The sequence below is a fragment of the Anaerococcus sp. C0059F3 genome, from assembly GCF_056590475.1.
The window spans coordinates 50,925-77,337 of the sequence record NZ_JBWPWE010000002.1 but is presented as its reverse complement, the minus strand read 5'-3'; the positions used below and the strand labels follow the sequence as shown (position 1 = coordinate 77,337).

Genomic DNA, 26,413 nt, shown 5'->3' with positions numbered 1-26,413 from the left:
TTATTGCAGTTGCTAAAGCAACAAGAAAGGATTTTATGGAAAAAATTATTGTGAAAAGTAAATTATTTTATGGTTTAGACGAAAATACTATCCACCACATACTTTCTTGTATTGATCATAAAATCTTAGTTTTTAGTAAAGGCGGATACCTATATGATTTTTCTAAGGGATTTAAGGCAGGTATAGTTTTGAAGGGAAGAATTGATCTATCTACAATAGATGATGATAAAGAAATTATAGATAGAATTTATGAGGCTTCAGACTCTTTTTCTTTGAATTTTTCCTCCCTAGCTGATAGATTCATAATCGCAAAAAAAGATTCTGAAGTTTTGGCACTTGATGTTAGCAAAATCTTTGAAGAAAATAAAAGGTCTTGTTCAAGCAGAGCGATTTTTATGGAAAATATTATAAAATTGTATGATGAACAAATTTCATACTTAACTTACAAATTAGATATATATTCTAAGCCTAAGATTAGGGAAAAAATTAATATGTATATAGATAGGTATGGAAAAGATTACCTATTTTCAGATAAATTATCCAGAGAGGACTTAGCTAAATTTTTAGCTTGTAATAGGCCTGCTCTTTCAAGAGAGTTATCTCTTATGAAAAAAGAGGGATTAATATAAAAGTATTACTCATAGGACTAATTAAATATAAACAAAATTTACAAAAAATCAGCCTAAGAGAATACGGATTTCATTTTAAACTCAAATGATATTTTTAGCTGTATAACAAACAAGTCTCTATATTGAATTAGGTTCTTTTTCCTAGACTTTTATCCTTGAAGATTTCTATCTTTTGGTATCCTATCTACTTCAAATGATAAACCTGTTTTATATAAATAAACGGGAAGTCCTACTAAGGTTTCAGCCAAAACTCTCACACATGAATAAGCTGCTATTATCTGCATGGCAGTAAATTTATTGACATTTCTACCATTTGTTGTTCTTCCAAATAAAAAAGACGATAAAGTTTTTAATTTCTATCGCCGGTGATTATCTAATATTTATTTTCTTTAAATTGATTTTATTGTATAGGTTAATAATTCCATTAATCCAATTATAAAAATTAAACTGGGATTCATTACAAATCCCAGTTTCATAATTAGCGTGTTCTTTAATACATTTTTGCCCCTGCAGGAATCCTGTTTGATAGGATTACTAGGTTTAATTTTTCTTCGCCTTCTTCTTCGTGGATGGCTGAGATTATCATTCCTTCTGAGTCAATTCCCATCATTTTTCTTGGAGGGAGGTTTACAATGGCTAGAAGGGTCTTACCTACTAGGTCTTCTGCGTCATAGTGTTCTTTGATGCCTGATAGGATGGTTCTTTCTTCGCCTGATCCATCGTTTAGTGTGAATTTTAGTAGTTTTTTAGATTTTGGAACTTCTTCACAGTTTAGAACTTTTACAGCTCTAAAGTCTGATTTAGAAAATGTTTCAAAGTCTACATCTTCATATATATCTTCTACTACTACCTTTGAAAAATCAACAACTTCGTCTTCATCAATGCTTGCGACTTTTTGCTTTTCGCTTTCTTTTTTCTCAAGTCCAAGTGGCTTCATTGTTGGGAAAATCCCCTTTACTTTAGATAATTGTCTAAATCTCTATAAAAGTCTATTTTATGGTACTTCTCCATTTACGACAATTTGCTAACTCTCTATAAGTGCCTATAGATTTCTAGCAAATTGTCGTAAATTTGTCGTAAGCTGTCGTAAATTCTAAAATATAAATTTCATTGCTTTTTCAAATTCTCCCATCTGTTCTATCTTAAAGTCCTCTGTAGCATCTACATATATATCCATTGTTGTACTAATATCAGAATGACCTAGAATAGACTGCATTGCTTTTGTATTTATATTTTGTTCATTAAGCCTTGTAGTAAAGGTGTGTCTGAAAATGTGATTGCTTAAATGTGGAACTAATAGAATATCATTAGAGTTCGATTTATTTTTATCCATTATACTTAAATTGCAATCTCTAACAATTCTTCTTAAAGCTTTATTAAGTGTTCCATTATTGTGAACCTTTCCGAATCTATTTAAAAATACAAAGTCTTTAAATCCATCGATTGAATCACAACATTCGATTCCAAAAGTTTTTTGTAACTCTCTTTCCATAAGAAAAGCATCTTTTACTTTTTGAACCATAGGAATACTTCGCTTACCTGATTCTGTCTTCGGTGTATTAATAGCATATCTATTGTTTAATCCTTTACCTTTACTATAATATACCAAAGTCCTATTTACATTTATAAGACCATTATCAAAATCTAGATCGTCCCATTGCAATCCTGTGACTTCTCCAACTCTCATGCCTGTCCAAAGCATAACAATGAATATTGGATACCATTTTTTATATTCATCACTATTAGATAAATATTCTTCAAATAGCACCTGTTCTTCTATTGTCATGGCTTTTTTCTTCGGAGATTCATTTCGATAAGCTACTTTCAGTTCCTTTAAAGCATTGTCAGACGGATTAAACCTTATATATTCGTCATCCACTGCTAATTCTAAAACCTGATGTAAGACAGTATGAACACAATCTATGGTAGAAACCATCAATCCCTGATCTTCCTTTAATCTGTTATAAAAACTTCTAACATCAGATCTTTTAATATCAGATAGTTTAATGCGACCAAAAGTCGGTTCTACAAATTGTTGATACATATAGATGTAATTTTTAAAGGTATTATCCTTTAAACCTCTTTTTACCTTTGTCCATAGCTTAAAAGTATCATTTACAGACAAGCTACTTCCTTCGTTGTTGATTCCATCTATAGTATTGCGTAAAATATCTAATTCTTTTTCTCTTAATTCTTTTAGAGTTTTCGCATAGATAGATTTTCTACGACCTATTTTGTCTTGCCACTTAAATTCATAAGTGCCATTTGACCTTTGATATTCACCGTCTTTTAAAACAACCCCTTTACTATCTTTGCGTCTTTTTACCATAAAAATTCTCCTTTTTTGATAAAAGACACGCTATAATTATTATACCGCATTAAGCGTGTTTTATATATAGTTTTAGATTAAATAGAGAACTGTCTATTTAAATATTCTTCCATTAACTTTTTCTTAATAAGACGCTTACTACCATTAAATAATACAAAATCGCAATCATCTTCATCCGTTAATTGTCTAACTTTATCTTGACCAATATTAAAATATTCAGATGCTTCTTTTAATGTTAGAAATGCTTTCTCAGAAACACGAACACCTTTTATATTTTCGTTAATCATAAATCCTCCAAATAATATATTTAAAATATTTATTTTAAAATTTTTAAAGTTTTTTGACATTGACAAGTGCCTTGGATTAGCAACATAGGAATCTCACCTCCGCCTCTGTTCAGGATGAGCCGGCTTCAACCTTAGAAGTATCATTATCCTCATTTTCTTCGTAGCGAATAGGGTATCCCTCCCTATATTCAAACTCTTACTTATCGCTCCCTTTCTTCTTCCCTTGCTTTTAGCTTAGCAGTACTTGTTTTGCCGAATTTTTCAGCAGAAAGATCTTGACGGATAGGTTATTACGCTCCAAAAATGATTAATGTCTTGTCTTGGTCTATTCAATTGTTAAGGTTCAAATATTGTTTAAATTTCTTTTAAAATAGAAAGAGGACAAAACTCCCCTCACTTTATAAAGGAAAATTTGCCCTCTTTGGTAACCAGAAATTATATTTCTTCTATAAATTTCTTTAGTTTTTCTAAAATCTTATCTCGTCTTTTTATTAAAGCAGGATGTGATATATTTTGAGTCTTTGCTACTGCACGAAGTGTTTCATCATTGAAATATAATCTTTCAATTATTTCCCGTTCATCTTTATTTAACTTTGACATTGCATTTCTTAGTGCTTCAATCATCATTTGTGTAGCTACAACTTTTTCAACATCAACATTTTTATCCTCTAGATTATCTTCAAAATTCCCATCGTGATTTAGAGACGAAAAAAATAGCAAGTGGTTTTTCTTGTCCACCTGCTCTAAATATTTTTCGTGTTCTCTTTCTTGCCAGTAGACTTTGTATATCTGCTCACTTACTTTGATTTTTTGCCCACCGACATAAAGGTAATATTCTTTTGTCATTTATGTTTCCTCCATTCTTTTTTTGTCTTTATGTTTTCAGACAAAAAAAGGAGGACTCCTGCTTTTGGGCATGGTTAGTCCTCTAGAATGAAAGAAACTCTTTCTAATAGTAATTTTATTTAATTTTTTAACTGAGTTATCTAACTTGTAAACAGCGTAAACCAAAGAAAAAAGGTAAATTTACTTTAATTATATTTTTTTGCATATTTTACCTCCATTCTTTTAAATCAATCCACTCATTATTCATTACTTGAATTTTTCAAACCAATTTTATCCATCCTATTTAATTCCCCAAACATCATTACTACACCAGCTATTATCATAATTAAATCTACAAGGGGTTCAGCAAACCATACTGCTTTTACTCCAAATATCATTGGCAAAACAATCATGGCAGGTACGAACAAAAATAACTGTCTTAGCATTACTATTATGCCAGCTTTTTTAGCATTTCCTATTGATTGAAAGAATGTTATAGTCATTACCATTACTCCATATAGAATAAAGATAGAATAAAATAGTCTAAAGTTTCCTATTCCCTGAGTTATAATACTTTCTTCTACTCCAAATAAGGAAAGTATATTCTTTGAAAATGCTAATGCTGGTATCCAAAATATTGATGCAAGAATTAATCCTCCGATAGAAAATACTTTCATAGCTTCTTTTACTCTGTCGTATTTTTTCGCTCCAAAATTTGTACCAACTACAGGTTGTAAACCTTGACTCATTCCCCAAAGTGGAATGAATGAAAAGGCATATATTCTAAGTGTTGCTGCCATCAAGATAGCATTTGTATCTCCGCCATATTTAAATGACATTTTATATAGCATTGTTTGTTGAATCATAAATAAAATTTGCATCATCATAGCAGATGACCCTACGCCAAACATTTCTTTTTTTATTTCCTGATCAGGTTTGATTTTATTTATTTTTACTGCTTTACTTTTATATTTGAAGTAATGGAGTGTTATTATCGCTTGAACAAATTGTGCTGTAATAGTTGCAAGTGCAGCCCCTTCTATTGCGTATTTTCCCATTAATTTCATTAGAATGGGATCAAGAATGATATTCAGTAAAGCTCCAAGTCCCATTATCATCATGGCTTTTTTCATTAATCCTTCTCCACGCATAACCATGTTTGCTGATTGAGTAAAGTTTACAAATAAAGAACCAATAAAAATTACTCGTAAATATCTGATACCATATTCTTTAATTTCTCCACTTGCTCCAACCATATCTAAAAAATGTGGTGCAAGTAAAATTCCGCCTATTGTAATAATTGATGAGAATAGAATAACCCAAAAGATTAAATTCCCCATAATTTTATCAACTGTTTTTTTGTCGCCCTTTCCTATAGCTCTTGATAAAACCGATGCTGAACCTACACCAATAAGTGTAGATACACCACTATTGAAAAAGGTAAGTGGCATAGCTACACCACAAGCTGTCATTGCTGTTTGTCCTATAATATTTCCTGCAAAAATTCCATCCATTAGTGGATAAAGACCTATTACTATCATTCCTATTACAGCAGGGATAGATAATTGAAAAAGTAAATCTATAGGTCTTTTTGTTAATAATTGTTCTTTCATATCTTGTTTCATAAAATCATCCTCCTTTTTTCATATTCTTAAAATCCAAACCACTTGTAGGTTCGTCAAAAATTAAGATTGATCTATTACTCAAATTTAAATCTTCCACTTTTCAGATTGTTTTCTGATTTCAATAAAATCCTTATATATTCCATGTTTAGATGCAAGTTCACTATGTGTTCCTACTTGTTTTATAACACCATCTTTTAAAACAACTATCTGATCTGCATTTTTTACAGTAGAAAGCTTGTGTGCAATTACAATAACGGTTTTGCCTTTTAATAAGTTTTTCAAAGCAATCAATAATTCTTTTTCATTTTCTGGATCTACGCTTGAAGTTGCCTCATCAAGAACTACAAACCTACTCGGTTTTAACATGGCTCTTGCAATAGAAATTCGTTGACGCTCACCACCCGATAGATTTGAACCCCCTTCTTGCAAAACAGTTTCATAAGCTTGTGGCAATTTCATAATAAAATCATGGCACTGAGCTTTTTTGGCAATATCTATCATTTCTTCATCTGTTGCATTTGGATTACCAAACTTAATATTGTTTTTTATGGTATCATCAAAAAGATACACGTCTTGAAAAACAAAGCTAAAATTTGAAAGCAATTCATCATACTTGTACTGTTTAATATTTAGATTTCCAACTTTTACTTCGCCAGAATTTACATCCCAAAACCTCGCCATTAAATTGCAAAGTGTTGTTTTACCACTTCCTGAAAATCCAACAAGAGCAGTAGTTTTTCCATCTGGAACAAGCATACTTAGATTATTGAAAAGATTTTCTTTTCCATAAGAAAATGAAATATTGTTCATTGATATTTCTGCTTTATCTACTTCTGTCATTTCACCTTCTTCAATTACAGGCAAATTTCTTAAATTTATAACAGTATTAAGATTTCGTACAGCAACACCCTTAATACTCTGCATACTTCCTGCTAATTCAAATCCAGAAAAAACAACAAAACTCATAACAATTAATATAATAGCTTTAGTAACTTCAATATCCCCTGATAAATATCTTATTATAGAACTAAAAATTATCACACAAATACCAAGTTTAAATACTAACAAGAATAAAAACTGTGTTGGAACTAAAATTTTTTCTACAGCAAGAAAGCCTTTGCGACTTTTTGTAATACTTTCGTTTAGTTCCTTGACTGTATTTTTATCTTTTCCAAATGCTTTAGTTATTCCTATCCCATTTACATACTCAAGCATTTTTTCACTTAAATCCAATTTAAGTCCTAACAATCTCTCTGTTAGTTGATCTGTGCTTTTTTGTGTGAATAAGTTTACTAAGGTTCCAACAATCAAAGTCAACAATATAATTATAGCTGTTGCAAAATCATAAGGTAGTATGAAAATAACCATAATTAGTGTCTGTATTGTACCTACAAGCATTTGCTCAATAATAAAAACTCCTATTGTTTCAAGTTCACCTATAACAGTTGACAATGCTCCTGCTATATTCCCTAAAGAATTTGTGCTGAAATATCCCATGTTTACATTTTTTAAACGATCACCAATATATAATCTATTTTCTGCTCCTAAATTGTACGAAGCAATATATTTGTTTTTATCAGCCAGATATCCAAATATAATTTTCCCCACCAAACTTATAGCTGCAATAATAAAAACAATATACACATCTTTCATTAAAATGCTTTGGTTCGTAAATATATTTTCACAAATTTTGGTCAAACATAATAGAATTGCACCTAAAGAAACTCCTTCAAATACTCCCTTAAATACATCAAAAATAAGCATTTTTGTTATTTTATTTGAATATGACCCTGACACCTCATATAAAGTTTTTATCAATTCTCTCACTTTATATCACCTCGATTTCTTTAGATTCTGTATATACATCCCACATTTTTTTGTATCTCCCATTTAACTCTAGTAATTGTTTATGAGTGCCTTCTTCAATTACTTCTCCATTATCCACCACAATTATTTTATTTGCATTTACAATTGTAGATAACCTGTGAGCTACCATAATCACTGTTTTATCTTTAATTAACTTATCAATAGACTGTTGAATAACTGATTCATTGTCAGGATCAGAATATGCTGTTGCTTCATCAAGTAGTACAATAGGACTATTCTTTAAAAAACACCTAGCTATTGCAATTCTTTGCTTTTCTCCTCCAGAAAGATTTGCTCCTCCCTTCCCTACAATAGTTTCATATCCATTTGGTAGGCCCTTTATAAAATTATAGCAACTCGCTTTTTCACAAGCTTCTTTAATTTCATCCATACTCGCATCTTCTTTCGCCATCTTTAAATTTTCTAATATTGTTTTATTAAAAAGAAAGTTTTCTTGCGATACATAGCTAACAAGCTCCATATTCTGTTTTAAAGGCAATTCGTTCAAATTTGTTTTTCCAATTAAAATTTCTCCATTAGAAACATTCCAAAATCCTGCGATTAGTTTTGTAATAGTAGACTTTCCACTACCTGAATTTCCAACGATTGCAGTTAACTCATTTTCATTTGCTTTAAACGAAATATTATTTAATACATTCTTTGACTCTTCATATGCAAATGTAACATCTTTAAACTCTACATCATAAGATTTTATATCTCTTACTTCTTCTCCTCTTTTTAAGTTAGGAATTTCCATTATTTTTTTTATTTCTTCAAATACAACTTTTATATTTGCTATTGTTTCCATATGACTCATAGCTTTTATTAATGGTTTATATGAAGCATATGATAGCAATATACACGTGATAAGAGTTCCTACTTCAACACTACCCTTCATAAAGAAATACAATGAAGCTGGTAAAACGAATACCATAGTTGACGGGATAGTTTCCATAGTTGCTGTCATTGAAAAACAAACACTCAAATACCAATCAAGCATTGCGTTCTTATTCTCTTCAACAGTCTTTCTAAATTTCCCAAATGATGATGCTGATTTATTAAATGCTTTTATAACTTTAATACCATTTACATATTCAACCATTGTCGTATTCATAGCTTTAGCTGCTTCTTGGTATCTTTTAGATTTTTCTTCATAACCTCGCATCATTAACATTGAGAACAATAATCCTAATGGAATTGTAAGCAAATTTGCAATTCCTATTCTCCAGTCCATTATAAAAATTGTTATGATCAATACTATAGGAATGAATATATTAGCAATAACTTCTGGAATCACATGAGCAATCGGTTTTTCCATTTTATCAAGTGTTTCCACCATAAATTGAGACCACTGTCCGCTACTTTTTCTTTCAACTTCTCCCATAGAAATTTTACTTAATTTGTCAGCTAATAACTTTCTTTTATCTTCAATAATCCTGTAGGCAAGATTATGAGAAATAATAGTAGATATTTCATGAAATAATATACTTGCCAAAAATCCCAAAAATACAGCAAAAATATATGGATAATAATTATTTAAATTTGCATTTTTTGCAACCAAGTTATTAATAATGGCTGCTACAGAAAAATAAGGTATTACACCAAATCCTACTCCTATTATCGCAATGAATACAGCTGCGAAAATCTTGCTTTTATGTCCCTTTAAGATATCCATCTTTTACCTTCTTTCATAAAATCTTTTTATTCTGCCATCGCAAATTTCCAATAATTTATTACATGTACTATCAATCAATTCATTATCATGCGTAACAATAAATATAATTTTATTATTTGAAAATTCTTTAATGACTTTGCTTATTTCGAGCATATTTGTATAATCAAGTCCACTTGTTGGTTCGTCCAAAATAATAATTTCTCTATTCATTAACATCCCCAATGCTACAGAAAGTCTCTGCATTTGACCTCCTGATAAGCACATAGGATGACGATTATCTAATTTTTTAAGATCTAATTTTTCTAGAATATTATCTATTTGCTTTTCATCTATTTTAGAATCAAATAAACTAAATTCATCTCTTACAGATTCCGAAAAAAACTGATGAATTACATCTTGCATAACCATATAACAAAGTTTTCTTCGTTTTTTATATTTTATGGGACTTCCTTTATAGCTTATTTTTCCTTCGTTTTCTTTCAACAGTCCACACAAAATTCTCATTAATGTTGTTTTTCCTTGACCATTTTTACCTGTTATTGCAATAATATCTCCCTTGTTTCCGGAAATATTTATCTTATCTAAAATTTTTTGTTTCTTATTTTCATATTCTAAATTTGAAACTACAAAGTCATCAGATTCACAAAATGTGACAGGATTTGCAAAATCATCATTTTTCTTTCTTACAAAAGTTCTAAGTCCTAGTTTCTTTCGTGAGTCATCACTAATTGAAGAAAATTCCACATTTGAAAAAACATATTTTATTTTTCCGTCTTGTAAATAAATAGCTCTATCAATTAAATCCATTAAATAATAGAGTCTATGTTCAGAAATAATAATTGTCTTGCCCTGAGTTTTAAGATTTATAAGCATCTCTCTTATTCTTTCAATGCCATACTCATCAATATTTGCAGAAGGTTCATCAAACACATATACATCTGGATTGGTAGCATAAATAGATGCAATAGCAAGTAATTGCTTTTCTCCACCTGACATCATAAAAACATTTCTGTTTTTTAATCTTTCAATTCCCAAATCACGTACCACTTTAAAAACTTGTCTTTTTATTTTATCAGGGTTTTCACCTAAATTTTCTAATCCAAATGTTAGTTCACTATCTGAATCTAAATTAAAAAACTGTGTTTTGGGGTTTTGAAAAATTGTTCCCACTTTTTCAGAAATTTCATATATCTTCATTTGTTTTGTGTTTATCCCATTTATAAAAATATTTCCTAATAAATTTCCCTCTAAAAAATGAGGAATCAATCCATTGATTAATTTTGTTATAGTTGTTTTCCCAGAACCAGATTTTCCGCATAATAAGATAACTTCTCCTTGATTAATCTTTATTGAAATTTTCTTTAACTGTTCTTCTAAGCTTCTCTTATAGGAATATGAAGCTTCATTTATATTAATCATGTTTCGTACCTCTTATAAAAATAACTTGAACTTTAAATTAAAGAACATCAGAATGCATAATAGAATAATTATTAGATCCCAAATGTTAAATCCTGCATCATCCATAAAAGTCTTTCTTGCAGGATTTTCTATCCCTCTTACTGTAATAGCCTGAGCTAATTCATCTGCGGTATTAGAAGCTGTAACTATTAATGATATTAGTCCTAATTGTATCTTTTTAAATCCAGTCACGCCTCTTATTTTTATTGCATCTGAGATTAATATTTTTTCTTCTCTTAAAGATGGAAAATATCTGATGCCTATTGCTAGAGAAATAATTAGGCTTTTTGGAAAATGCATCATTTTTAAGGCATACATAATATTTCGTATAGGATTAGTTTTTACAAGAATTTGACCAACTAAAAAAATCGGTATTAACTTAGGAGCATGAATCACCAATAATCCAAAATGTGCTGATATGACATCTGGTAGAATCGGCAAAACAAAATATTTCAATCCCTGTAATAATACAAACATAGATAATGCCTTTAAAGATATTTTAACAAGTCCCATAAATAACGCTATAATAGCAACAATTAAAAGAATAAAAAAATCTAATTTTAAGCTATTATTTGCAAAGCTAATAATACTAACTGAAATCAAAAAAATGATTTCAGTTAGTGGATTTAGCTTTATAATGCCTCTTACAATACCCTCCATTTACATAATTCCAGCTTTCTCAAAACGTTTTTTGAACATTGCTTTACCTATATATGCACCAATGACTCCTCCAATAAATGCAGTAATGATCATCCCGATAAGTGTTGGAATTGAAATTAAAGTTTGTAATTTATTTACATATTCTGGACTCATTCCCATTTTAATAATAGACTTCATATAAGATTCTTGGAACAACCACATAGGCAATGGTGAGCCAATCAACCCAATGCAAATCAATCCTGAAGATACTATTACGCTTTTTTGACTTTTATATCCCAAAATTTTTCTAGTAATTTCTGCTAAAACCCCTGCAATAACGCAAGTTATGACAATTGTAAAAGTGCATTCTCCTATAGCAAAATATATAATCCCTGTAATTGCTATCAAAAGTAAAGCCGTTCCTGGTTTTGGCACCTTAGAGACCAACAACATGTAAATAAAATTACATATTATGCCTGTCATTGCTGGCCATAATAACCAAAGTATCGGAGAAAACACAGGAATAAACATTACCGCCATGGATAACGCCATATAAATCACTGAAAAAATGCCGATGTTAACTAAATCTTTTGTTTTTAATTTTGATTCATTCATTTGAATACCTCCATTTAAATTTTTATATTTATTTACCAGTTACAATATGATTGATTCAAAATAATCTTTGCTGGTAAATTTTTCTTATTTTTGTTTACTTTCCATAAAACGCAGAAAATCGGGATTAACCCGATTTCAAAATTTATTATTTTTTAATTTTATATTATGTTTTCATTTAATAATCCTCCTCCAACCAAAATTCATTGCTGCCTCCATCATATCGATAAAATTTAAGGCTTCATTATATGGATACCTATGTGTGATTACCTCAAATAAAGGCGTACATGCCATTGTATAAAGAACATGAAGTTCATCATCATTCAAATCATTTACTTCTATTTTTTTTTCTTTAAGAACCTCGATCAATTTCTTAGCACCCTGCACTTCAAGATTCACTAAATCATGACGAATTGATTCAAATTCCGTACCCTGAGAACAATTAAACAGAAGATTAACTATAGGATCGTTTTGGTAAATAAATTCCAATAATTCCCTATTACTATCATCAGATTTTTCTCCAAAAGCTTGTAAACCATTTACTTTAATTTCTTCAATCGCTTGATTTGTCAATTCTTTACTTCTTCTGTATAAGTGATTAAGTATAGGATTTACAAGTACCTTAAAAATATCTTCTTTAGATTTAAAATGCTTATATATTGCACCAGGTGTAATTCCTGCATTTTTAGCAATAGTGCGAATAGAAGCCTCTTCGAATCCATGCTCTGTAAACTCGCTTTTTGCACTTTTTAATATTTTCTCTATTGTAACATCTTTGTCTCTCAGTAAGTTTCACCTCCCAAATTAAGATAACACCGTTTACTTTATTTTAGCATAAAGAAACTAATGAAGTCAATAATCGCTATCAAATATATTTTTTTATGATAACATTTTATTTAATTCTCTATAAATTATCTTGTTAGGTCTGCTACTAATCTCCTTTCTAGATCAACCATACAATCATGACACACATTGTCTAAAACAACTATTTTAGATTTATACAACTTATCTGATTCCATTACTGATTAGCAGAATAAACAATTGTCATTTTTAGAATATATTGTTAATATTGAAATATTCCTTGAAATCTATTCTATGTTGTTTATTAGCTTCGATAAGTGCGGTATAATTAATAGAACTGAATAAACGCTTAACGCTTATAACTTTAATAGCAAGCACAGTAAGTGTACGGACACTTACGAAAAAATTAATGGAGCAGCCCTTTACGGAATGCTCCATTTTTTTATTTTTTACCTTGTTAGGGAGAGCCCTAATACCCCGAAATATATTTTATAAAGGAGAATAAAATGGCAAATAGATTTAGAAATGAAAGAATAGAAATAAAACTAACCAAAGAAGAAAAAGAAGTTTTTGAAAAGAAAATGAAACTTGCTAATTGCAAAACTATGTCCCACTTTCTTAGAAAATGCGTATTAGAAAAAGAAATTTATGTTGTAGATTTAGAACCATTTAGAAACCTACAATGGCTACTTTCAAATGCAACAAATAATATAAACCAGATTGCAAAAGCTACTAATACAACGGGAGTAATTTACAAGAAAGACATTGATTATATGCGAGAAAAAATAGAAAAATTGGCAAAAGAAATATGGCAGATCCATTCCCTACTTCTTAATAAATCAAAAGAAAGTTCTGGTGATTAGTATGGCAATTACAAAAATACATCCTATAAAATCAACTCTAAATTTGGCAATAGACTATATAACTAAGAGTGAAAAAACTGATGAAAAAATCTTGGTATCTTCCTTCAAATGTCATCCATCTACTGCCCATATTCAATTTATGAAAACACGAGAAGATAATGATACTAAGGGTACAGTTTTGGCTAGACATTTAATCCAATCTTTTCTACCAGGAGAGGTTGATCCTATAAAAGCTCACGAAATTGGAATGGAATTATGTAAGAAAATTTTAAAGGAAGATTATGAATTTGTTCTTACAACTCATGTAGATAGAGGACATATCCACAACCATATTATTTTTAATAATGTTAATTACAAGACTGGTAAATGCTACCAATCTAACAAAAAATCTTACCACAAAATTAGGTATCAAAGTGATGAATTATGTAAAGAAAATAAGCTTTCAGTAATTGATAAATACTATGAAGCTTACAAGAGAAAATATAAAACTGCTGGTAAATCTTGGTACGAATATGACCAAAACAAGAAAGGAAATTCTTGGAAATCTAAACTTCAATTTGATATAGACAGAATGATTAATAAGTCTAAATCGTGGGAAGAGTTTTTAGATAATATGAAATCTATTGATTATGAAATTAAATTTGGTAAACACATTGCTTTTCGTCATAAAGATAAGCAAAGATTTACAAGATCGAAGACTATCGGAGAAGATTATACCGAAGAAAAAATTAAAGAAAGAATAGATTTAGCTATTAAAAACAAAGCTAATACTATTAAAAAACGTGTAGGAAATGTTATTGATATATCTACTACTAAAAAAGCTCAATCCTCTAAAGGTTACGAAGTCTGGGCAAGAAAACATAATATCAAAACAATGGCTGATTCAATAATTAAACTTAGAGACCAAGGAATTAATTCAATTACACAGCTCGATGATCTAATCAAAAAATCTGCTGATGATAGACAAGACTTGTTAGATAAAATAAAGAAGATTGAAACTGAAATGAAGAGTTTATATCAAGATATGGAAAATATAAATACTATAAATAAGTATCGTGAAATCTATAAATACCACAAGAAAAATCCTGAAGATAAGCAATTTGCAGATGAATATTATAGTGAACTTTCCGTCTATAAAATAGCCGCAAAGGAAATCTTGAAGAACTATAAAAAACTACCCAATACAAAAGAAATATTAACGAGACTCGATAAACTACAAGAAAAAAAGAACACCCTTATGCAAGAGTATTCTTTGAATAAAGAACAATTTTCTGACCTTGTTCAGTATAGGAAAAACTATGAAAATTATTATGGGAAGGAAGTGGAAAGAACTTAATAAAACCTTCGAATATTTTCTATAAAGGTCTCTTGGAGTTGGTTAAATAAACGCCGTCTGTCAAGTTTCCTCTATATATTTCTTCCGCTAAATAAGATAGTAGTTCTTTTTGTGAATCCTTGTCGTCAGGAAAAATTATTTTATTTTCTTCATTAATATCAATTTTTAAGTTTAATTTTTTTGCAGACTTAATGATTTCATCTACAGAATTATTCTCAAGAACTCCAGAATCTAATATATATGCAATTTTTCTTCTAGTCCAGTTATTACAAGACTCAGCTACAGAATCTATATCATCTATAGAGAAGCACTCGTTAGAGCAAAATTTTTTTATATCATCGGTTGTTGCTTCTCTATAATATTTGTTTAGGTTAAATATTTGATTCGCCCAATAATACGATTTAAAATATAGATTACCATATTCGTAGTATGCGTCTATACAATCAGTTATAACAATACCTGGTTTATTTTCACATGAAAATGTATGTTTATTAAAAAAAAGTGTAAAATTATGGCTCTTCAGTATTTGTCTGTTAGGCAACCTTTGAAAGATTATTTTTTCGCAATCATCATAATCTGAAATAGGCACAAAGATAGCTTTAAGATCTAGCTCATTATCGGAGTTAACAGAAACTTGAGTCACTCCCAGAGGATTATTTATAGCTTCCGTTATTTCATTTGGCAGATCAAAATTTTTTATTACTAAACTCTCATCATTCTCAGGCTTATATGAACCATCAAATTCAATTGTGTTATCTTTGTACCCTTCTATACTTTTAGTAAGTGAATTTTTGATACTTGCATCGTCTTCTCTTTGGGTCTCTATCATTTTTACAGATGTTGAATCTCTACCTGCATTTTCCAAAACATAAATCAATATTCTACCTCCATTAATATATCTTCGAAAATACGTATTACTTTTCTAACGTCATTGCTTTTTCTAATATTTCTCTTGCTTAATAAAGTGAAATCTTTTCCTTGTTCCGTGCTAATTTTATATGAGTTATATCCTACTATCCTAAGTATTGGATTGTTTGTTGTTTTATTTCCTAATACCAATAAAATAGCTGCAATACCCATTAAAATCCAAGAATAATTATCTATTTCTTTTCTTAATAAATTTTTTATAAATGGAGAAAAATACGATAAAAAGCTTGCTATATACCAATTGTTTCCCTCATCATCAACATTAGTTACATTAACTTTAAATACTTGTAAATTATTTCTTAAATATTTAATAAATATTATTTGTGATATCGCTAATATAATGGATATCAATAAACATATCAATCCGACTATTGATTCCTTAGACATCAACGTGGACACTCCAATCGCAAGTATATAAGGAATAATAATTGATGAGTTGAAAAATACATGAGAAAACTTATTTAACATAAATACCTCTACTAATTAAACTTTAACAACTTTCTATTATCAAAAGCACAATCCATAACATCCACAAAATAAATCGAATGCTTTATATTTTCTAGTAGTCGCCTTTTGCTTCCTCATTTCTATATTCAATAATATCTCCAATATCACATTGAAAATACTCACAAATCTTTCCCAATGTTTCCAAACTTACATTTTCGTCTCTTCCCATTTTTGCTATTGTTTTGGGTGTTGTTGCGATTGCACATTGTAAGTCTGTTTTTTTCATATTTTTATCTATTAATAACTTCCATAATTTATTATATGAAAATCCCATATCATTCTCCAATTCTATATTTTACCTTTCTAAATGTATAGATTAACTACCTAATTATAGCATATAACACAGATTCCTTTCAATTATATGATTTACTGCGTTAAAACGAGCAAAAAAAGGCTGTGAGTTTAATGCTCACAGCCTTTTTCTTATATACTCTTGAAAGTATTATCTGAGTTTTCATTTATTGTTTTAAGACCACTTTTTATTGCAAGTAAGACACCTGCAATTATAAAGACAAATACTATTAATATAGGAGTATAGTTCATATTTATTAGCAGTTCTTTTATTCCAAAGCCTAATTCATAGTTACTCCTATAGGCTCTTAACACAATGCCTATAGCAAACATAAAGATATATGCTAAGAAAATATTTTTAAATAATATTTTTACTTCAGCAAATACCATCTTTACCACTTGTTTTTTTGTCATGCCAGTAGTTGATAGAAGTTTAAAATCATTGGCTCTTGCTTTAAGGTTGCATTTAAAACTATTATAGGCATTGGAAAGAGCGATGGTTATAAGAATAATTTGGATGCCAAGATTTAATAGTTTTTCATTTCTCGTTTGTTCTTTATTCATAGCAGCTTTTATAATTTCTGTAGAAGTGCCATGATCTGATTTTGGAACATAGGTCGAAATCACTTTTTCGGCATCTTCAAATACTTTTTCTTTATTTTTATCGGCTTTGAGTTTTACAAAATAATAATATACAGGATTAGCTTCATCTATTCCATACTCATCTATAAAATTTCTTAGACTACTTTCACTTGTGTAAATAGCTATTTCATTTGACTTATATGCCTCTAATCCATAAGGCATCTCTTCTATAGATTCGTCAATTCTTATTTTCATAGCCTTTGCCTTTTCATTATATTTTAAAGTAATATTTCCAGATTCCTTATCAGAAATTTTTATATAATCTCTAAAGGTATAAGGCGTACTATTATCTTTAGATACTTTGTTCACTAAAACATAAGTCGCATTTGTAATATTATTTACTTCTAAAAGGTTTTTAAAATCTTTTTCTGTTAGTGCATAGATACTAGCATAAAGTTTATCACTGGATTTTTTACCACTATCTAGAGAATTTTTTAAATCTTTAGAAATAAAGTCTTCATTTTCACCAACATAAAACTTTGTATCTACTCTTTGATAGATATGAAATTGTTCTATACCCTTAACTTTTTCCATATCATCCACAAAATTTTTATCCAAAAAATCGTCAGTATAAATACTAGAGTTAAAATTGTAAGGACTTTTATATGAATTATATTTTTCATTCAAAGTTCTATATGACTGGCTAACTAAAACTGTGGTAAGTACAAAGGCTGATAGAGCCATTGAAATTACAATAATTCGATAGGTTGAACGATAGGACCTATAATAATCTTTTGCTAAAGTCTTTTCTATAGGTCCATTTATTTTTGACTTACCAAACTTAATATTTTTTTCTGTAATGCCATTTAATCCCTCAATAACCTTTATCTTTGAGCTTTTCTTTGCAGGAATCAATGCTGAAAAATAAACCATTAATAAGGATAACAGAATAATTATTAAAATAGATCCAATACTTGGTATTACTAAATTAAAGTCTGGAGATTTTAGACTTTCGCCTAAAATATTTGACATTTTTTTGTAAGAGATAGAATTGTTAAACCACAACAAATATAGGAGTAGATTTGCAAAAGCCCAAGATAAGACTGTCCCTAAAGCTATTGGCAAGATTGAAAGTTTAGATGCCTTCTTTCGAATCATTTGTCTAACTTGCTTTTTAGTCATCCCAGTACTTTTTAAAAGAGCAATTTCTTTTAAATCTCTATTATTCCATACATTAAAAGCACCATATATAATAAAGGCAAAAAGTACGCAGAGAAAGAAAGCCATCCCATATTTTTCTATAGCTAAATTGATTACGCTTTTAGGTGGAATAATTCCTTTGGGATAAACCATACTATGCTCTAAAATATCTTTGTTGTAAAAAACTCTTCCAATATCTAAGGCTTTTTTCTCATCAATATTCATTTCAGACAAAATTTTTCGAGTCTTCGTATAGGTGTCCCTTATGCTTTTATACCAAATCTGCGCTTCTATTTCACCATTGTTTTCAAATAGATAATCCTTTTTATTGCTATCTGCTAAACCTATAAGCATAGTATCTTCAAAAGAATATCCATAATCATCGTAAACACCAACTATGGTATATGTCTTTTTATTTTCAATTATCTCAGAACCTAAATCATACTCCTTATTTTTTAATAAAAATCTCTCTGGCACTAAAAGTTCATTTGAATTTTCCGGTTTTCTACCATTTTTGATTTCATAGCCCAGAAGACTTTCGGAATCTCCATTTTCATATATAACTGCATTTAAGTCTGTATTAATGATTTTATTAAAAGATACTTTTTCTATGTCTGTATCGTTTTTTAATTTATCATAAAAATTTTCGTCAATTTCACCTATATTTACATGATAATCTCCAATAGTTTTCTTTACATATTCATACTGTTCAGTGTTTATTGAGTCGAAAATAAAAATAACAGTTCCTAGTAAAATTACTGCCAAAAGTATGGAAATTTTAATGGCTAGGGTGTCTTTTTTATTATTTTTAACAGCTCCACTGGCAAGATCGTTAATAATTTTCATAAGACTCATCTCCCAAGAAACTTAACCTACCATCAATCATCTTATAAACTTTATCACATGCATTCGCAACCTTTTCATCGTGGGTGATAATCATAATCGTAGAGTTCAATCTCTTATTTACTAGTCTAAAAAGTCCTGTGATTTCTTCAGAATTTTTTCTATCAAGATTTCCTGTCGGCTCATCTGCTAAGATTATGGCAGGTCTTGTAATCAAACTTCTGGCAATGGCAACTCTTTGTTGCTCGCCACCTGATAATTGTTTTGGATACCTATCAAGCTTTCCTTCTATTCCTAGTATAGATAAAATTTCCTTTAAATATTCTTCATCTACCTTTTTATTGTCTAACAAAAGAGGAAGCAAAATATTTTTTCGAACGTTGATGTTTGGAATCAAATTAAAAAATTGATATACAACGCCTATATTCCTTCTACGAAAGATTGTCATCTCATCGTTGTTAAACTTGGTAATATTTTTATCTTGAATAAAAATATCCCCACTTGTTGGTTTATCAACTCCTGCTAATAGGTGAAGCAAGGTAGACTTTCCTGACCCGCTATCTCCAATAATGGCGACAAGATCTCCTTTATCCATTTCAAAATTCACATTTGATAGAGCGTGTACTTCTACTCCGCTATTGTAAGTTTTTGTTAAATCTACTGTTTTTACAATATTCATATTTAGTCCTCCTTATCTTCCTTATATGATATTAGACTTAAGTGACTGGAAAGTGACTAGAAAAAAAGACTGTGCTTTATTTACACAGCCATAATTAAATCAGTTATAAAATCTTAGTTCGAAGGCATTTGATTTTTTCCCCTTATGATATAAAAGCTCTCCATTTTGCCTTTCCATGACAGATTTTGCCATAGGAAGTCCAATTCCATAACCTTTTGAATTTGGATCCATCTTGTAAAAACGTTTAAAAACTTTTTCTAACATTTCACGATCCAAACCTTTAGAAAAATCTTCCACAAAAATACTTTTATATAGATTTGTTTCTTTAAGTTGAATTTCTATCTGTCTACCTTCTGTAGCTTCTAGACCATTCTTCATAACATTGAAAAGTGCCTCATAAGTCCATTTCTTATCGCATATAAGATCAAAATCATTTCCATAAAGGGGAATTTCAATAGGATCATTGATAAAATAGTCCTTCAAGTTTCGTATGCTATCATCAATTAAATCTCGAGCCGAAACTCTGTCTCTTGTCATTTCAATTGTGCCAGAATCAATGGCAGCAAGTTTTAATAAAATATCGGATAGATTGTAAAGTCTAAGGAGATTGTCCCTAAGTCTAGATATATATTCTTTTACCGATTCATCTTCTTCGTCTTCTAATAAGTCAAGTAATAATAGAGATCCAGTTAGAGGAGTTTTTATTTGATGGGCAATATCTTCCGTATATTCCCTTAAAATTTCTTTATTTTTCTCAGCATTTTCAGCAATCCTCTTGTTTTCTAAAATAATTTTAATAATCTCATCTCTTAATTTTCCAAATTCATCATCTATAATTTCATAATTATCCGAGTTTAAATCCAATGAATGGAGAAGGTTAAATATATTATTAATCTTATCTTCTAGCTCTATTTCTTTTTTCTTTTCAAATTTTCTAATAATTAGAAACAGAATTATATTTATTAGTAGAAAGCCTAAAAGTGTTAGAATATCAAATCTTGGGTTTAGATAGACTACAAATAAAGACATCAATAAATTTAGGACTATGATAAGTAAAATTCTTTTATTTTTTCTCATTGTCCCACCTATAACCTATTCCTCTAACTGTTTTTATATGCTCTCCATACACGCCAAGTTTATTTCTAAGTCTTTTTACAGTTACAGTTAGAGTGTTATCGTTTACTTCATAAAAATCATAACCCCATACATAATCTAAAATTTTCTCCCTTAATAGATTTATATTTTGGTTTTCTAAAAGCATTTCCAATACAGCAAACTCTTTTAAGTTAAGGTCTAGATCTATTCCATCTATTGAAGCTTGTTTTGAAATGAAATCTAAAGATAAATTCTCAAAAGTCAGTTCGTCAACCTTTTTTATTTTTCTGCTAAATATATTGTCTATTCTCGCCTTTAAAACAGGGAGAGAAAAAGGTTTTGTAATGTAATCATCTGCTCCTTGAGAAAGACCTTTAATAACATACTCATCTTCGTCTTTTACAGTAAGCATTATTACAGGAAGGTTAGAAAATTCTCTCAGCCAATTTAAAAAATTAAAGCCTGATCCATCTGGGAGATTAGCATCAAGAAGAATTAAATCAAAATCATTAAAATTAAGATTCTCTGTCTGAGAAAGATTGTTATAAATAATAGTTTCAATATTATGCTTGTTTAAGTAAGTTTTAACAGCAAAAGCAATTGTGCTGTCATCTTCAATCATTAATATTTTCAATTCTATACTCCAGTACTTCTGAGATATCACATTTAAAATAACTACAAATTCTACCAAGTATTTCCATACTCACATTTTCATCTCGTCCCATTTTAGCTATGGTTCGTGGACTTGTATTTATCGCTTTTTGTAAGTCTAATTTATTCATCTTTTCATCTATTAATTTTTTCCATAATTTATCATAGGAAAACCCCATAACCTTCTCCAATTCTATATTTTACCTTTCTAAATGTATAGATTAACTACCTAATTATAGCATATAACACAGATTCCTTTCAATTATATGATTTACTGCATTAAACTGAGCAAAAAAATAAAGGCAGTCCGAAGACTGCCGATATTTATCTCTCTGCACCTTTGTTATGGTCTTTCTTAGTTGACTTAGTTTTGTCATCTGTCTTAAATCTTTTTATTTGCCCTAATATGGACTTTTTATCTTTATCTTGACTCTTTACTTGTTCTTTTGCTTTTAAGAGCTTAGAAGACAAAATACGGACATTTTTATGTTCCTTTCCATTGTTATCAATGCTTGTTTTTACTTGTCCGAAGATTTTAACAAAATCTCCTTGTTTTAAGTTCTTTAAATCTTTTGTCTTATCTCCATAGGCTGAACAATTTGTATATACCTTATTTCCATCGTCATCTTTTGAAACAATTGAAAAGTTGCTTACCTTGAACTTTTCTCCATTAGCATTTTCTCTTTCAAGATTTTCTACTTTTCCAGATATATTACCCACGAGATTTATGAGGTCGTCTTTTTCTTCAAGTTCATTGGTGTTTTCAACAATCTTACCTTGTTCTTTCATATCATCAATCATATAGTCAAAGTCATCACTTAGTAGTCCCGTTGTATCATTGTTCATATATAAAACATAGACTTCTTCAAGTGCCTTTTCATCATTAACACCTTTTTCTATGCTCACAAGTGCTTTTATAAAATCCTTGTAGTTATCATTCATCATTTCTTCTAAGTTTTCTCTAATATCTTTGTATTCCATAATTTCCTCCTTGTATTAAATAAGGAGAGCTATTCGCCCTCCTCTATCTTTCTTGTCCTTTTTCACTTTTTTCTTGATTTTTATCTTTTTCTTCTTCAGATTTGAATTTTGAAATTTGTCCCAATATTGATGGTTTCTCTTCTCTTGAATGAAGATTATCCTCTACATCATAAGTTGATTCAAAGTAATCACTATCTTTAAAATCATTGTCATACCTATCTGGTATTCCGTCATTATCAAGATCTTTTGCTAATGGATCATAGAAGTTTCCGTCATCATCCATTTCTAGTCCTAGAGCTTGTTTTAAATCTTCTTCATCTACTGATACCAGATCATCAAAACTTGACATCTTTATGGCTTCAGTCATATCTTTAATAGCTTGTGAATTAGATATATCTTCTTCTACAAAAGATTCTGTTCTAATAGCTACATTATCTACATACTGAGTCCATGTTTTTTCTTCTAAATTTACCTCATATTGAATCGTGTGCTTACCATCAGGTGTTTCTGTATAGGCAAGTCCTATATGGCTTAAATCTGGGTATAATTTGTCAAAGTCTTCATAGCTATTAGATTCTGAGAACTCGTAGTTAGAATAATCAACTATCGCCCTCTTTAAATCTTCTAATAATGGTGATTGGTTTTCTAATTCTTCTACTTCTCCCATATCTAAAAGTTTATTAATTTCAGCTAATCTTAGTGTCTTATCCCTTAACTCATCTGCTTTTTCAAATGGTTTTCTTAATTCTACTTTGGCATTTTCTAAAGATTCTTTATAGTTTTCAAGATTTTGATTTAACCTCTCAAGCCTTGCGGGCATTTTTTCAATGGCATTATCAAGTCTTGTTATATTGCCATCAGTAGAGTTTGAAAACTCTCCAAAGTATTCTGCTTTTCCTAGAAGTCTAAAAGTGTGAGTGTTAGTCATAAAGTTATATGAAACTTGTAAATCTAAATTTCTATATTTACCAATGACCTTGCTATCATTTATCTTTACCTTTTTTATTTCTTCTAATAGCTTCTCTCCGGCTTCTTTCTTATCTAAAATTTTATTTGCACCAAGACTGATTGAAGTGAATTTACTTTCTCCTTCTCCTAATTTCTCAACACTTGCAATATCTTCTTTAACTGCTTGTATTTCCATTTCAGTTTTTAAAATACTTTGAGGATAAATTTTATTTACCTTATCTTCAAGCTTGTATTTATTAGACTTGTAGTTTGCTTCAAGCATTTTTAATTTTGTAACTTCGTTATCTAAATCCATTTTTTCTTTAATCAGAGGATTACCAGTAGCTAAAGCCTTAATTTCTGAATAAGATAGACTTGCTTCATCAACATCTTCAGCAACACGTACAGGTGTCTTGCTTGTCATTATTTGAGAAATGAATTTTTGCTTATTCTCTATTGTCTGGTCGAGTAGGTCGGGGATATTACTATCCCTTTCCCCTCTAAGAACCGTGCATGAGAGTTTCCCCTCACACGGCTCAAGTTTTTATAAGCCCTAATTAAAGAGCCAGCGTATTTTCTTTATCATTTATATGCAATTATCTATGACACCAAGGGTGTACTAAAGTTTTAAGGGTAATGTTATTTTGAATTGTTTGATGTACTCTAAAGTCTGTATCAATAGTTATTTTCTCTCCACAAACAGGGCATATTCCATTTTGCGTTTTATACAGTCTATTTATAACTGTACGTCCTTTAAGTTCGTTTCGTATTTTTAACTCTTCTCTTTCTTCAAAGTATATTTGCCAATTTTCATCAAACGGATTTGCTTCAGCTTGTATCTTGGTAAATCTTTTAATATCAGTATCTGTAGCATATTTAAGACGAAGATAGTATTTCTCGCCATTTTCCATTCTGTCGCCAGTTGCTACACTGAAAGTCCAGATTCTATTTCCAATGGTATGGAAGTATTTCTTAGCTATCCATTTTCTACCTTTCTTTGGGTGTCTACGAACGCACCAGGTCCACAAGCTTTTATATATTTCATAATCAAGTTTTTCAAAGGCTTTAGATGAAACATTATATTTTTGATAGTTTACCCAACCTATAATGATTGGATTTAATTTTCTAATCAAAATTTCTTGTTTCATTGACGGATTATCTTTTATGATTCGTCTGATTTTATCGACAATAGCCTTAAAGTTCTTATCAGATGGTTTTGTAAGCAACTTATCTTTATACATCCTAATATTAACTCCAAGAAAATCAAAACCGTCATTTATGTGTGTTATGAGTGTCTTTTCCTCTGATAATTCTAAACCTCTTTCAGCCAAGAATTTTACAATGATTGGCTTTACACCATTTTCAAGCAATTCTGCACTTTCTCCTGTAACGATGAAATCATCTGCATATCTAACAAAGTTAACCTTTGGGAAATATGTTTTCTTATTTACTGTCCTTCTATGGTATTTCTCTTTGATTGCTTTTTCTAAACCATCTAATACCATATTGGAAATAATAGGTGATATTGGCGAGCCTTGGGGACTTCCTGTTTCTGTTGGAAATAGTTTTTGTTTTTCTATATATCCACACTCAAGCCAGAGTTTTAATAATTTTTTGTTCATTGGGATATTATTTAATATCCATTCATGACTTATATTATCAAAACAACCTTTTATATCTCCCTCAAATACCCATTTTGCAGATTTCTTTTTATTAAGTGATGTAAAACACTGCTCGATAGCATCTTGTGTACATCTTTTTGCCCTAAATCCATAAGAATTAGGGTCAGCAGTAGTTTCTGCTATCGGTTCAAGTGCAAATTTATATAGGGTTTGCATTGCTCTATCTGTCATTGTAGGAATGCTGAGAGGTCTTTTCTTCCCATTTTTCTTTGGTATATACACTCTTTTAAGAGGCTTAGGTTTATATCCTCTTAAATTTAACTTTTCTATCGCCTTATACTTTGCCTGTGATGTTAGCCATAATTCTCCATCAACACCACTTGTTTTCTTGCCTTGATTTTCAGTTACCCTCTTAATTGCCAAGGCTTTTGCATAAAATGAAGTTGTGAGTAAATGTTGTAAGGATTTTACCTTTCCATATTTACTCATTTTCCACGCTTTCACAATACGCATTTGTAGTTTTTTAACATAGCTTTCTGCTAGAGAAAAGTCTATACTTTCCCAGTTTTTAGCTATGTTAGTAGTAGCACACATTTTACTGTTCATTTGCTTTCTCCTTTCAAAAATTCTACAAGTTCTCTTGTGATTAAAAACCAAATGGAAGTCTGCACTCTTTCAAGTTAGGGCAAATTTTGAACCCCTATCCATCTCATTATAAGATGGCATTCGCTTTTTCCATTCTCCTTTACCTGCACCATTATCAGCATTTCTTACGATTTGCCTTGCCTTTTGGCAATAATACAGGCTTACCATGTTTCACTTAATTAACGTTGATAACTTAGGCTCTACCTCTCTGCCGGTAGTCTTTTTGTCCGTGTAATCCCACTATGGAAAGGATTATCCGACTACACACCATTTTGGTTCAGGCTTATCAGCAACTTTAGCCTGTTCACCTTAACGACATTTATCAGTAGTTCACATATGTTAGCCATATTATCAAGCCTCGCTCCCTAACCGCCTTGTTGCTGGCAGTTTCGGTATTCCCTCACGGTTTTACCTCAAGTAGGGCTACTTTAATATCGGCTTACCACACCTAAGTGCAGTCGATACTCGGCTCAACTAACGGAATAGTTGGTTTGGTC

General features: G+C 30.0%; 25 protein-coding genes and 2 pseudogenes. 3 read left to right on the top strand and 24 right to left on the bottom strand.

Annotation, left to right across the window (positions count from 1 at the left end; genetic code table 11):
- Nucleotides 1-35 precede the first annotated feature (35 nt).
- Nucleotides 36-629: a Crp/Fnr family transcriptional regulator gene (locus AC1EJ5_RS01475; RefSeq protein WP_479814079.1), complete on the top strand. Its 594-nt coding sequence runs from the start codon at nt 36-38 to the stop codon at nt 627-629.
- A 490-nt stretch (nt 630-1,119) separates the two neighbouring features.
- Here AC1EJ5_RS01475 and AC1EJ5_RS01470 read toward each other — a convergent pair whose 3' ends face one another.
- From AC1EJ5_RS01470 to AC1EJ5_RS01415, 12 genes and pseudogenes are all read right to left on the bottom strand, one after another.
- Nucleotides 1,120-1,566, bottom strand: a complete 447-nt coding sequence (locus AC1EJ5_RS01470) for a methionine--tRNA ligase subunit beta (RefSeq protein WP_479814077.1) — start codon at nt 1,564-1,566, stop codon at nt 1,120-1,122.
- 156 nt (nt 1,567-1,722) lie between these two features.
- On the bottom strand, nt 1,723-2,958 hold the full coding sequence (locus AC1EJ5_RS01465; RefSeq protein WP_005956591.1) for a tyrosine-type recombinase/integrase: 1,236 nt from the start codon (nt 2,956-2,958) through the stop codon (nt 1,723-1,725).
- Between the two features lie 77 nt (nt 2,959-3,035).
- Nucleotides 3,036-3,245 (bottom strand): excisionase, encoded by a 210-nt coding sequence (locus AC1EJ5_RS01460; protein ID WP_006700838.1) that lies wholly within the window; start codon nt 3,243-3,245, stop codon nt 3,036-3,038.
- 435 nt (nt 3,246-3,680) lie between these two features.
- A complete protein-coding gene (locus AC1EJ5_RS01455; RefSeq protein WP_047199838.1) occupies nt 3,681-4,091 on the bottom strand; it encodes a sigma-70 RNA polymerase sigma factor region 4 domain-containing protein in 411 nt (136 codons plus the stop codon).
- Nucleotides 4,092-4,330: 239 nt separating this feature from the next.
- Complete coding sequence (locus AC1EJ5_RS01450; protein WP_048950570.1) at nt 4,331-5,695, bottom strand: MATE family efflux transporter; 1,365 nt, start codon at nt 5,693-5,695, stop codon at nt 4,331-4,333.
- 84 nt (nt 5,696-5,779) lie between these two features.
- Nucleotides 5,780-7,522 carry an ABC transporter ATP-binding protein gene (locus AC1EJ5_RS01445; protein WP_094210127.1) on the bottom strand — a complete coding sequence of 581 codons (1,743 nt, stop codon included), beginning with the start codon at nt 7,520-7,522 and terminating at the stop codon, nt 5,780-5,782.
- 1 nt (nt 7,523) lies between these two features.
- Nucleotides 7,524-9,236 carry an ABC transporter ATP-binding protein gene (locus AC1EJ5_RS01440; RefSeq protein WP_048950572.1) on the bottom strand — a complete coding sequence of 571 codons (1,713 nt, stop codon included), beginning with the start codon at nt 9,234-9,236 and terminating at the stop codon, nt 7,524-7,526.
- A 3-nt stretch (nt 9,237-9,239) separates the two neighbouring features.
- Nucleotides 9,240-10,655: an ABC transporter ATP-binding protein gene (locus AC1EJ5_RS01435; protein ID WP_094210128.1), complete on the bottom strand. Its 1,416-nt coding sequence runs from the start codon at nt 10,653-10,655 to the stop codon at nt 9,240-9,242.
- 12 nt (nt 10,656-10,667) lie between these two features.
- Nucleotides 10,668-11,354 (bottom strand): energy-coupling factor transporter transmembrane component T family protein, encoded by a 687-nt coding sequence (locus AC1EJ5_RS01430; RefSeq protein ID WP_000398547.1) that lies wholly within the window; start codon nt 11,352-11,354, stop codon nt 10,668-10,670.
- Complete coding sequence (locus AC1EJ5_RS01425) at nt 11,355-11,948, bottom strand: MptD family putative ECF transporter S component (RefSeq protein ID WP_002842188.1); 594 nt, start codon at nt 11,946-11,948, stop codon at nt 11,355-11,357.
- Between the two features lie 171 nt (nt 11,949-12,119).
- A complete protein-coding gene (locus AC1EJ5_RS01420; RefSeq protein WP_223420581.1) occupies nt 12,120-12,518 on the bottom strand; it encodes a hypothetical protein in 399 nt (132 codons plus the stop codon).
- A gap of 60 nt (nt 12,519-12,578) precedes the next feature.
- A pseudogene (locus tag AC1EJ5_RS01415) lies at nt 12,579-12,701 on the bottom strand (TetR/AcrR family transcriptional regulator); the annotation flags it as partial.
- Between the two features lie 551 nt (nt 12,702-13,252).
- On the opposite strand from AC1EJ5_RS01415, the gene AC1EJ5_RS01410 reads away from it, so the two are divergent.
- Together AC1EJ5_RS01410 and AC1EJ5_RS01405 are read left to right on the top strand one after the other, a co-directional pair.
- Complete coding sequence (locus tag AC1EJ5_RS01410) at nt 13,253-13,609, top strand: plasmid mobilization protein (RefSeq protein WP_154272563.1); 357 nt, start codon at nt 13,253-13,255, stop codon at nt 13,607-13,609.
- Between the two features lies 1 nt (nt 13,610).
- Nucleotides 13,611-14,945, top strand: a complete 1,335-nt coding sequence (locus AC1EJ5_RS01405; protein ID WP_479814072.1) for a relaxase/mobilization nuclease domain-containing protein — start codon at nt 13,611-13,613, stop codon at nt 14,943-14,945.
- Between the two features lie 19 nt (nt 14,946-14,964).
- Here the strand turns inward: AC1EJ5_RS01405 and AC1EJ5_RS01400 are convergent, their stop codons facing one another.
- The 12 genes and pseudogenes from AC1EJ5_RS01400 to AC1EJ5_RS01345 form a co-directional block, all read right to left on the bottom strand.
- Nucleotides 14,965-15,822 (bottom strand): Kiwa anti-phage protein KwaB-like domain-containing protein, encoded by an 858-nt coding sequence (locus AC1EJ5_RS01400; RefSeq protein WP_209814451.1) that lies wholly within the window; start codon nt 15,820-15,822, stop codon nt 14,965-14,967.
- Nucleotides 15,819-16,340, bottom strand: coding sequence for a hypothetical protein (locus tag AC1EJ5_RS01395; RefSeq protein WP_209814453.1), 522 nt, complete (start codon nt 16,338-16,340; stop codon nt 15,819-15,821). Before AC1EJ5_RS01395 ends, AC1EJ5_RS01400 begins: the two co-directional genes overlap by 4 nt.
- 91 nt (nt 16,341-16,431) lie before the next feature.
- Nucleotides 16,432-16,653, bottom strand: coding sequence for a helix-turn-helix domain-containing protein (locus tag AC1EJ5_RS01390; protein WP_209814455.1), 222 nt, complete (start codon nt 16,651-16,653; stop codon nt 16,432-16,434).
- Between the two features lie 149 nt (nt 16,654-16,802).
- A complete protein-coding gene (locus tag AC1EJ5_RS01385) occupies nt 16,803-19,298 on the bottom strand; it encodes an FtsX-like permease family protein (RefSeq protein WP_479814069.1) in 2,496 nt (831 codons plus the stop codon).
- Nucleotides 19,285-19,974, bottom strand: a complete 690-nt coding sequence (locus AC1EJ5_RS01380; protein ID WP_023060024.1) for an ABC transporter ATP-binding protein — start codon at nt 19,972-19,974, stop codon at nt 19,285-19,287. The genes AC1EJ5_RS01385 and AC1EJ5_RS01380 overlap by 14 nt, the downstream gene beginning before the upstream one ends.
- A 99-nt stretch (nt 19,975-20,073) precedes the next feature.
- A complete protein-coding gene (locus AC1EJ5_RS01375; protein WP_265236957.1) occupies nt 20,074-21,051 on the bottom strand; it encodes a sensor histidine kinase in 978 nt (325 codons plus the stop codon).
- Nucleotides 21,038-21,703 carry a response regulator transcription factor gene (locus AC1EJ5_RS01370; RefSeq protein ID WP_265236959.1) on the bottom strand — a complete coding sequence of 222 codons (666 nt, stop codon included), beginning with the start codon at nt 21,701-21,703 and terminating at the stop codon, nt 21,038-21,040. The genes AC1EJ5_RS01375 and AC1EJ5_RS01370 overlap by 14 nt, the downstream gene beginning before the upstream one ends.
- Nucleotides 21,684-21,899: a helix-turn-helix domain-containing protein gene (locus tag AC1EJ5_RS01365; protein WP_265236961.1), complete on the bottom strand. Its 216-nt coding sequence runs from the start codon at nt 21,897-21,899 to the stop codon at nt 21,684-21,686. The genes AC1EJ5_RS01370 and AC1EJ5_RS01365 overlap by 20 nt, the downstream gene beginning before the upstream one ends.
- A 145-nt stretch (nt 21,900-22,044) precedes the next feature.
- Nucleotides 22,045-22,701, bottom strand: a complete 657-nt coding sequence (locus tag AC1EJ5_RS01360; RefSeq protein WP_316531551.1) for a DNA-binding protein — start codon at nt 22,699-22,701, stop codon at nt 22,045-22,047.
- 43 nt (nt 22,702-22,744) lie between these two features.
- Nucleotides 22,745-24,118: pseudogene (locus tag AC1EJ5_RS01355) on the bottom strand (helicase-related protein); the annotation flags it as partial.
- Nucleotides 24,119-24,245: 127 nt separating this feature from the next.
- Nucleotides 24,246-25,877 (bottom strand): group II intron reverse transcriptase/maturase, encoded by a 1,632-nt coding sequence (ltrA, locus tag AC1EJ5_RS01350; protein ID WP_479814066.1) that lies wholly within the window; start codon nt 25,875-25,877, stop codon nt 24,246-24,248.
- 69 nt (nt 25,878-25,946) lie between these two features.
- On the bottom strand, nt 25,947-26,084 hold the full coding sequence (locus tag AC1EJ5_RS01345) for a hypothetical protein (protein WP_023078863.1): 138 nt from the start codon (nt 26,082-26,084) through the stop codon (nt 25,947-25,949).
- Nucleotides 26,085-26,413 lie beyond the last annotated feature (329 nt).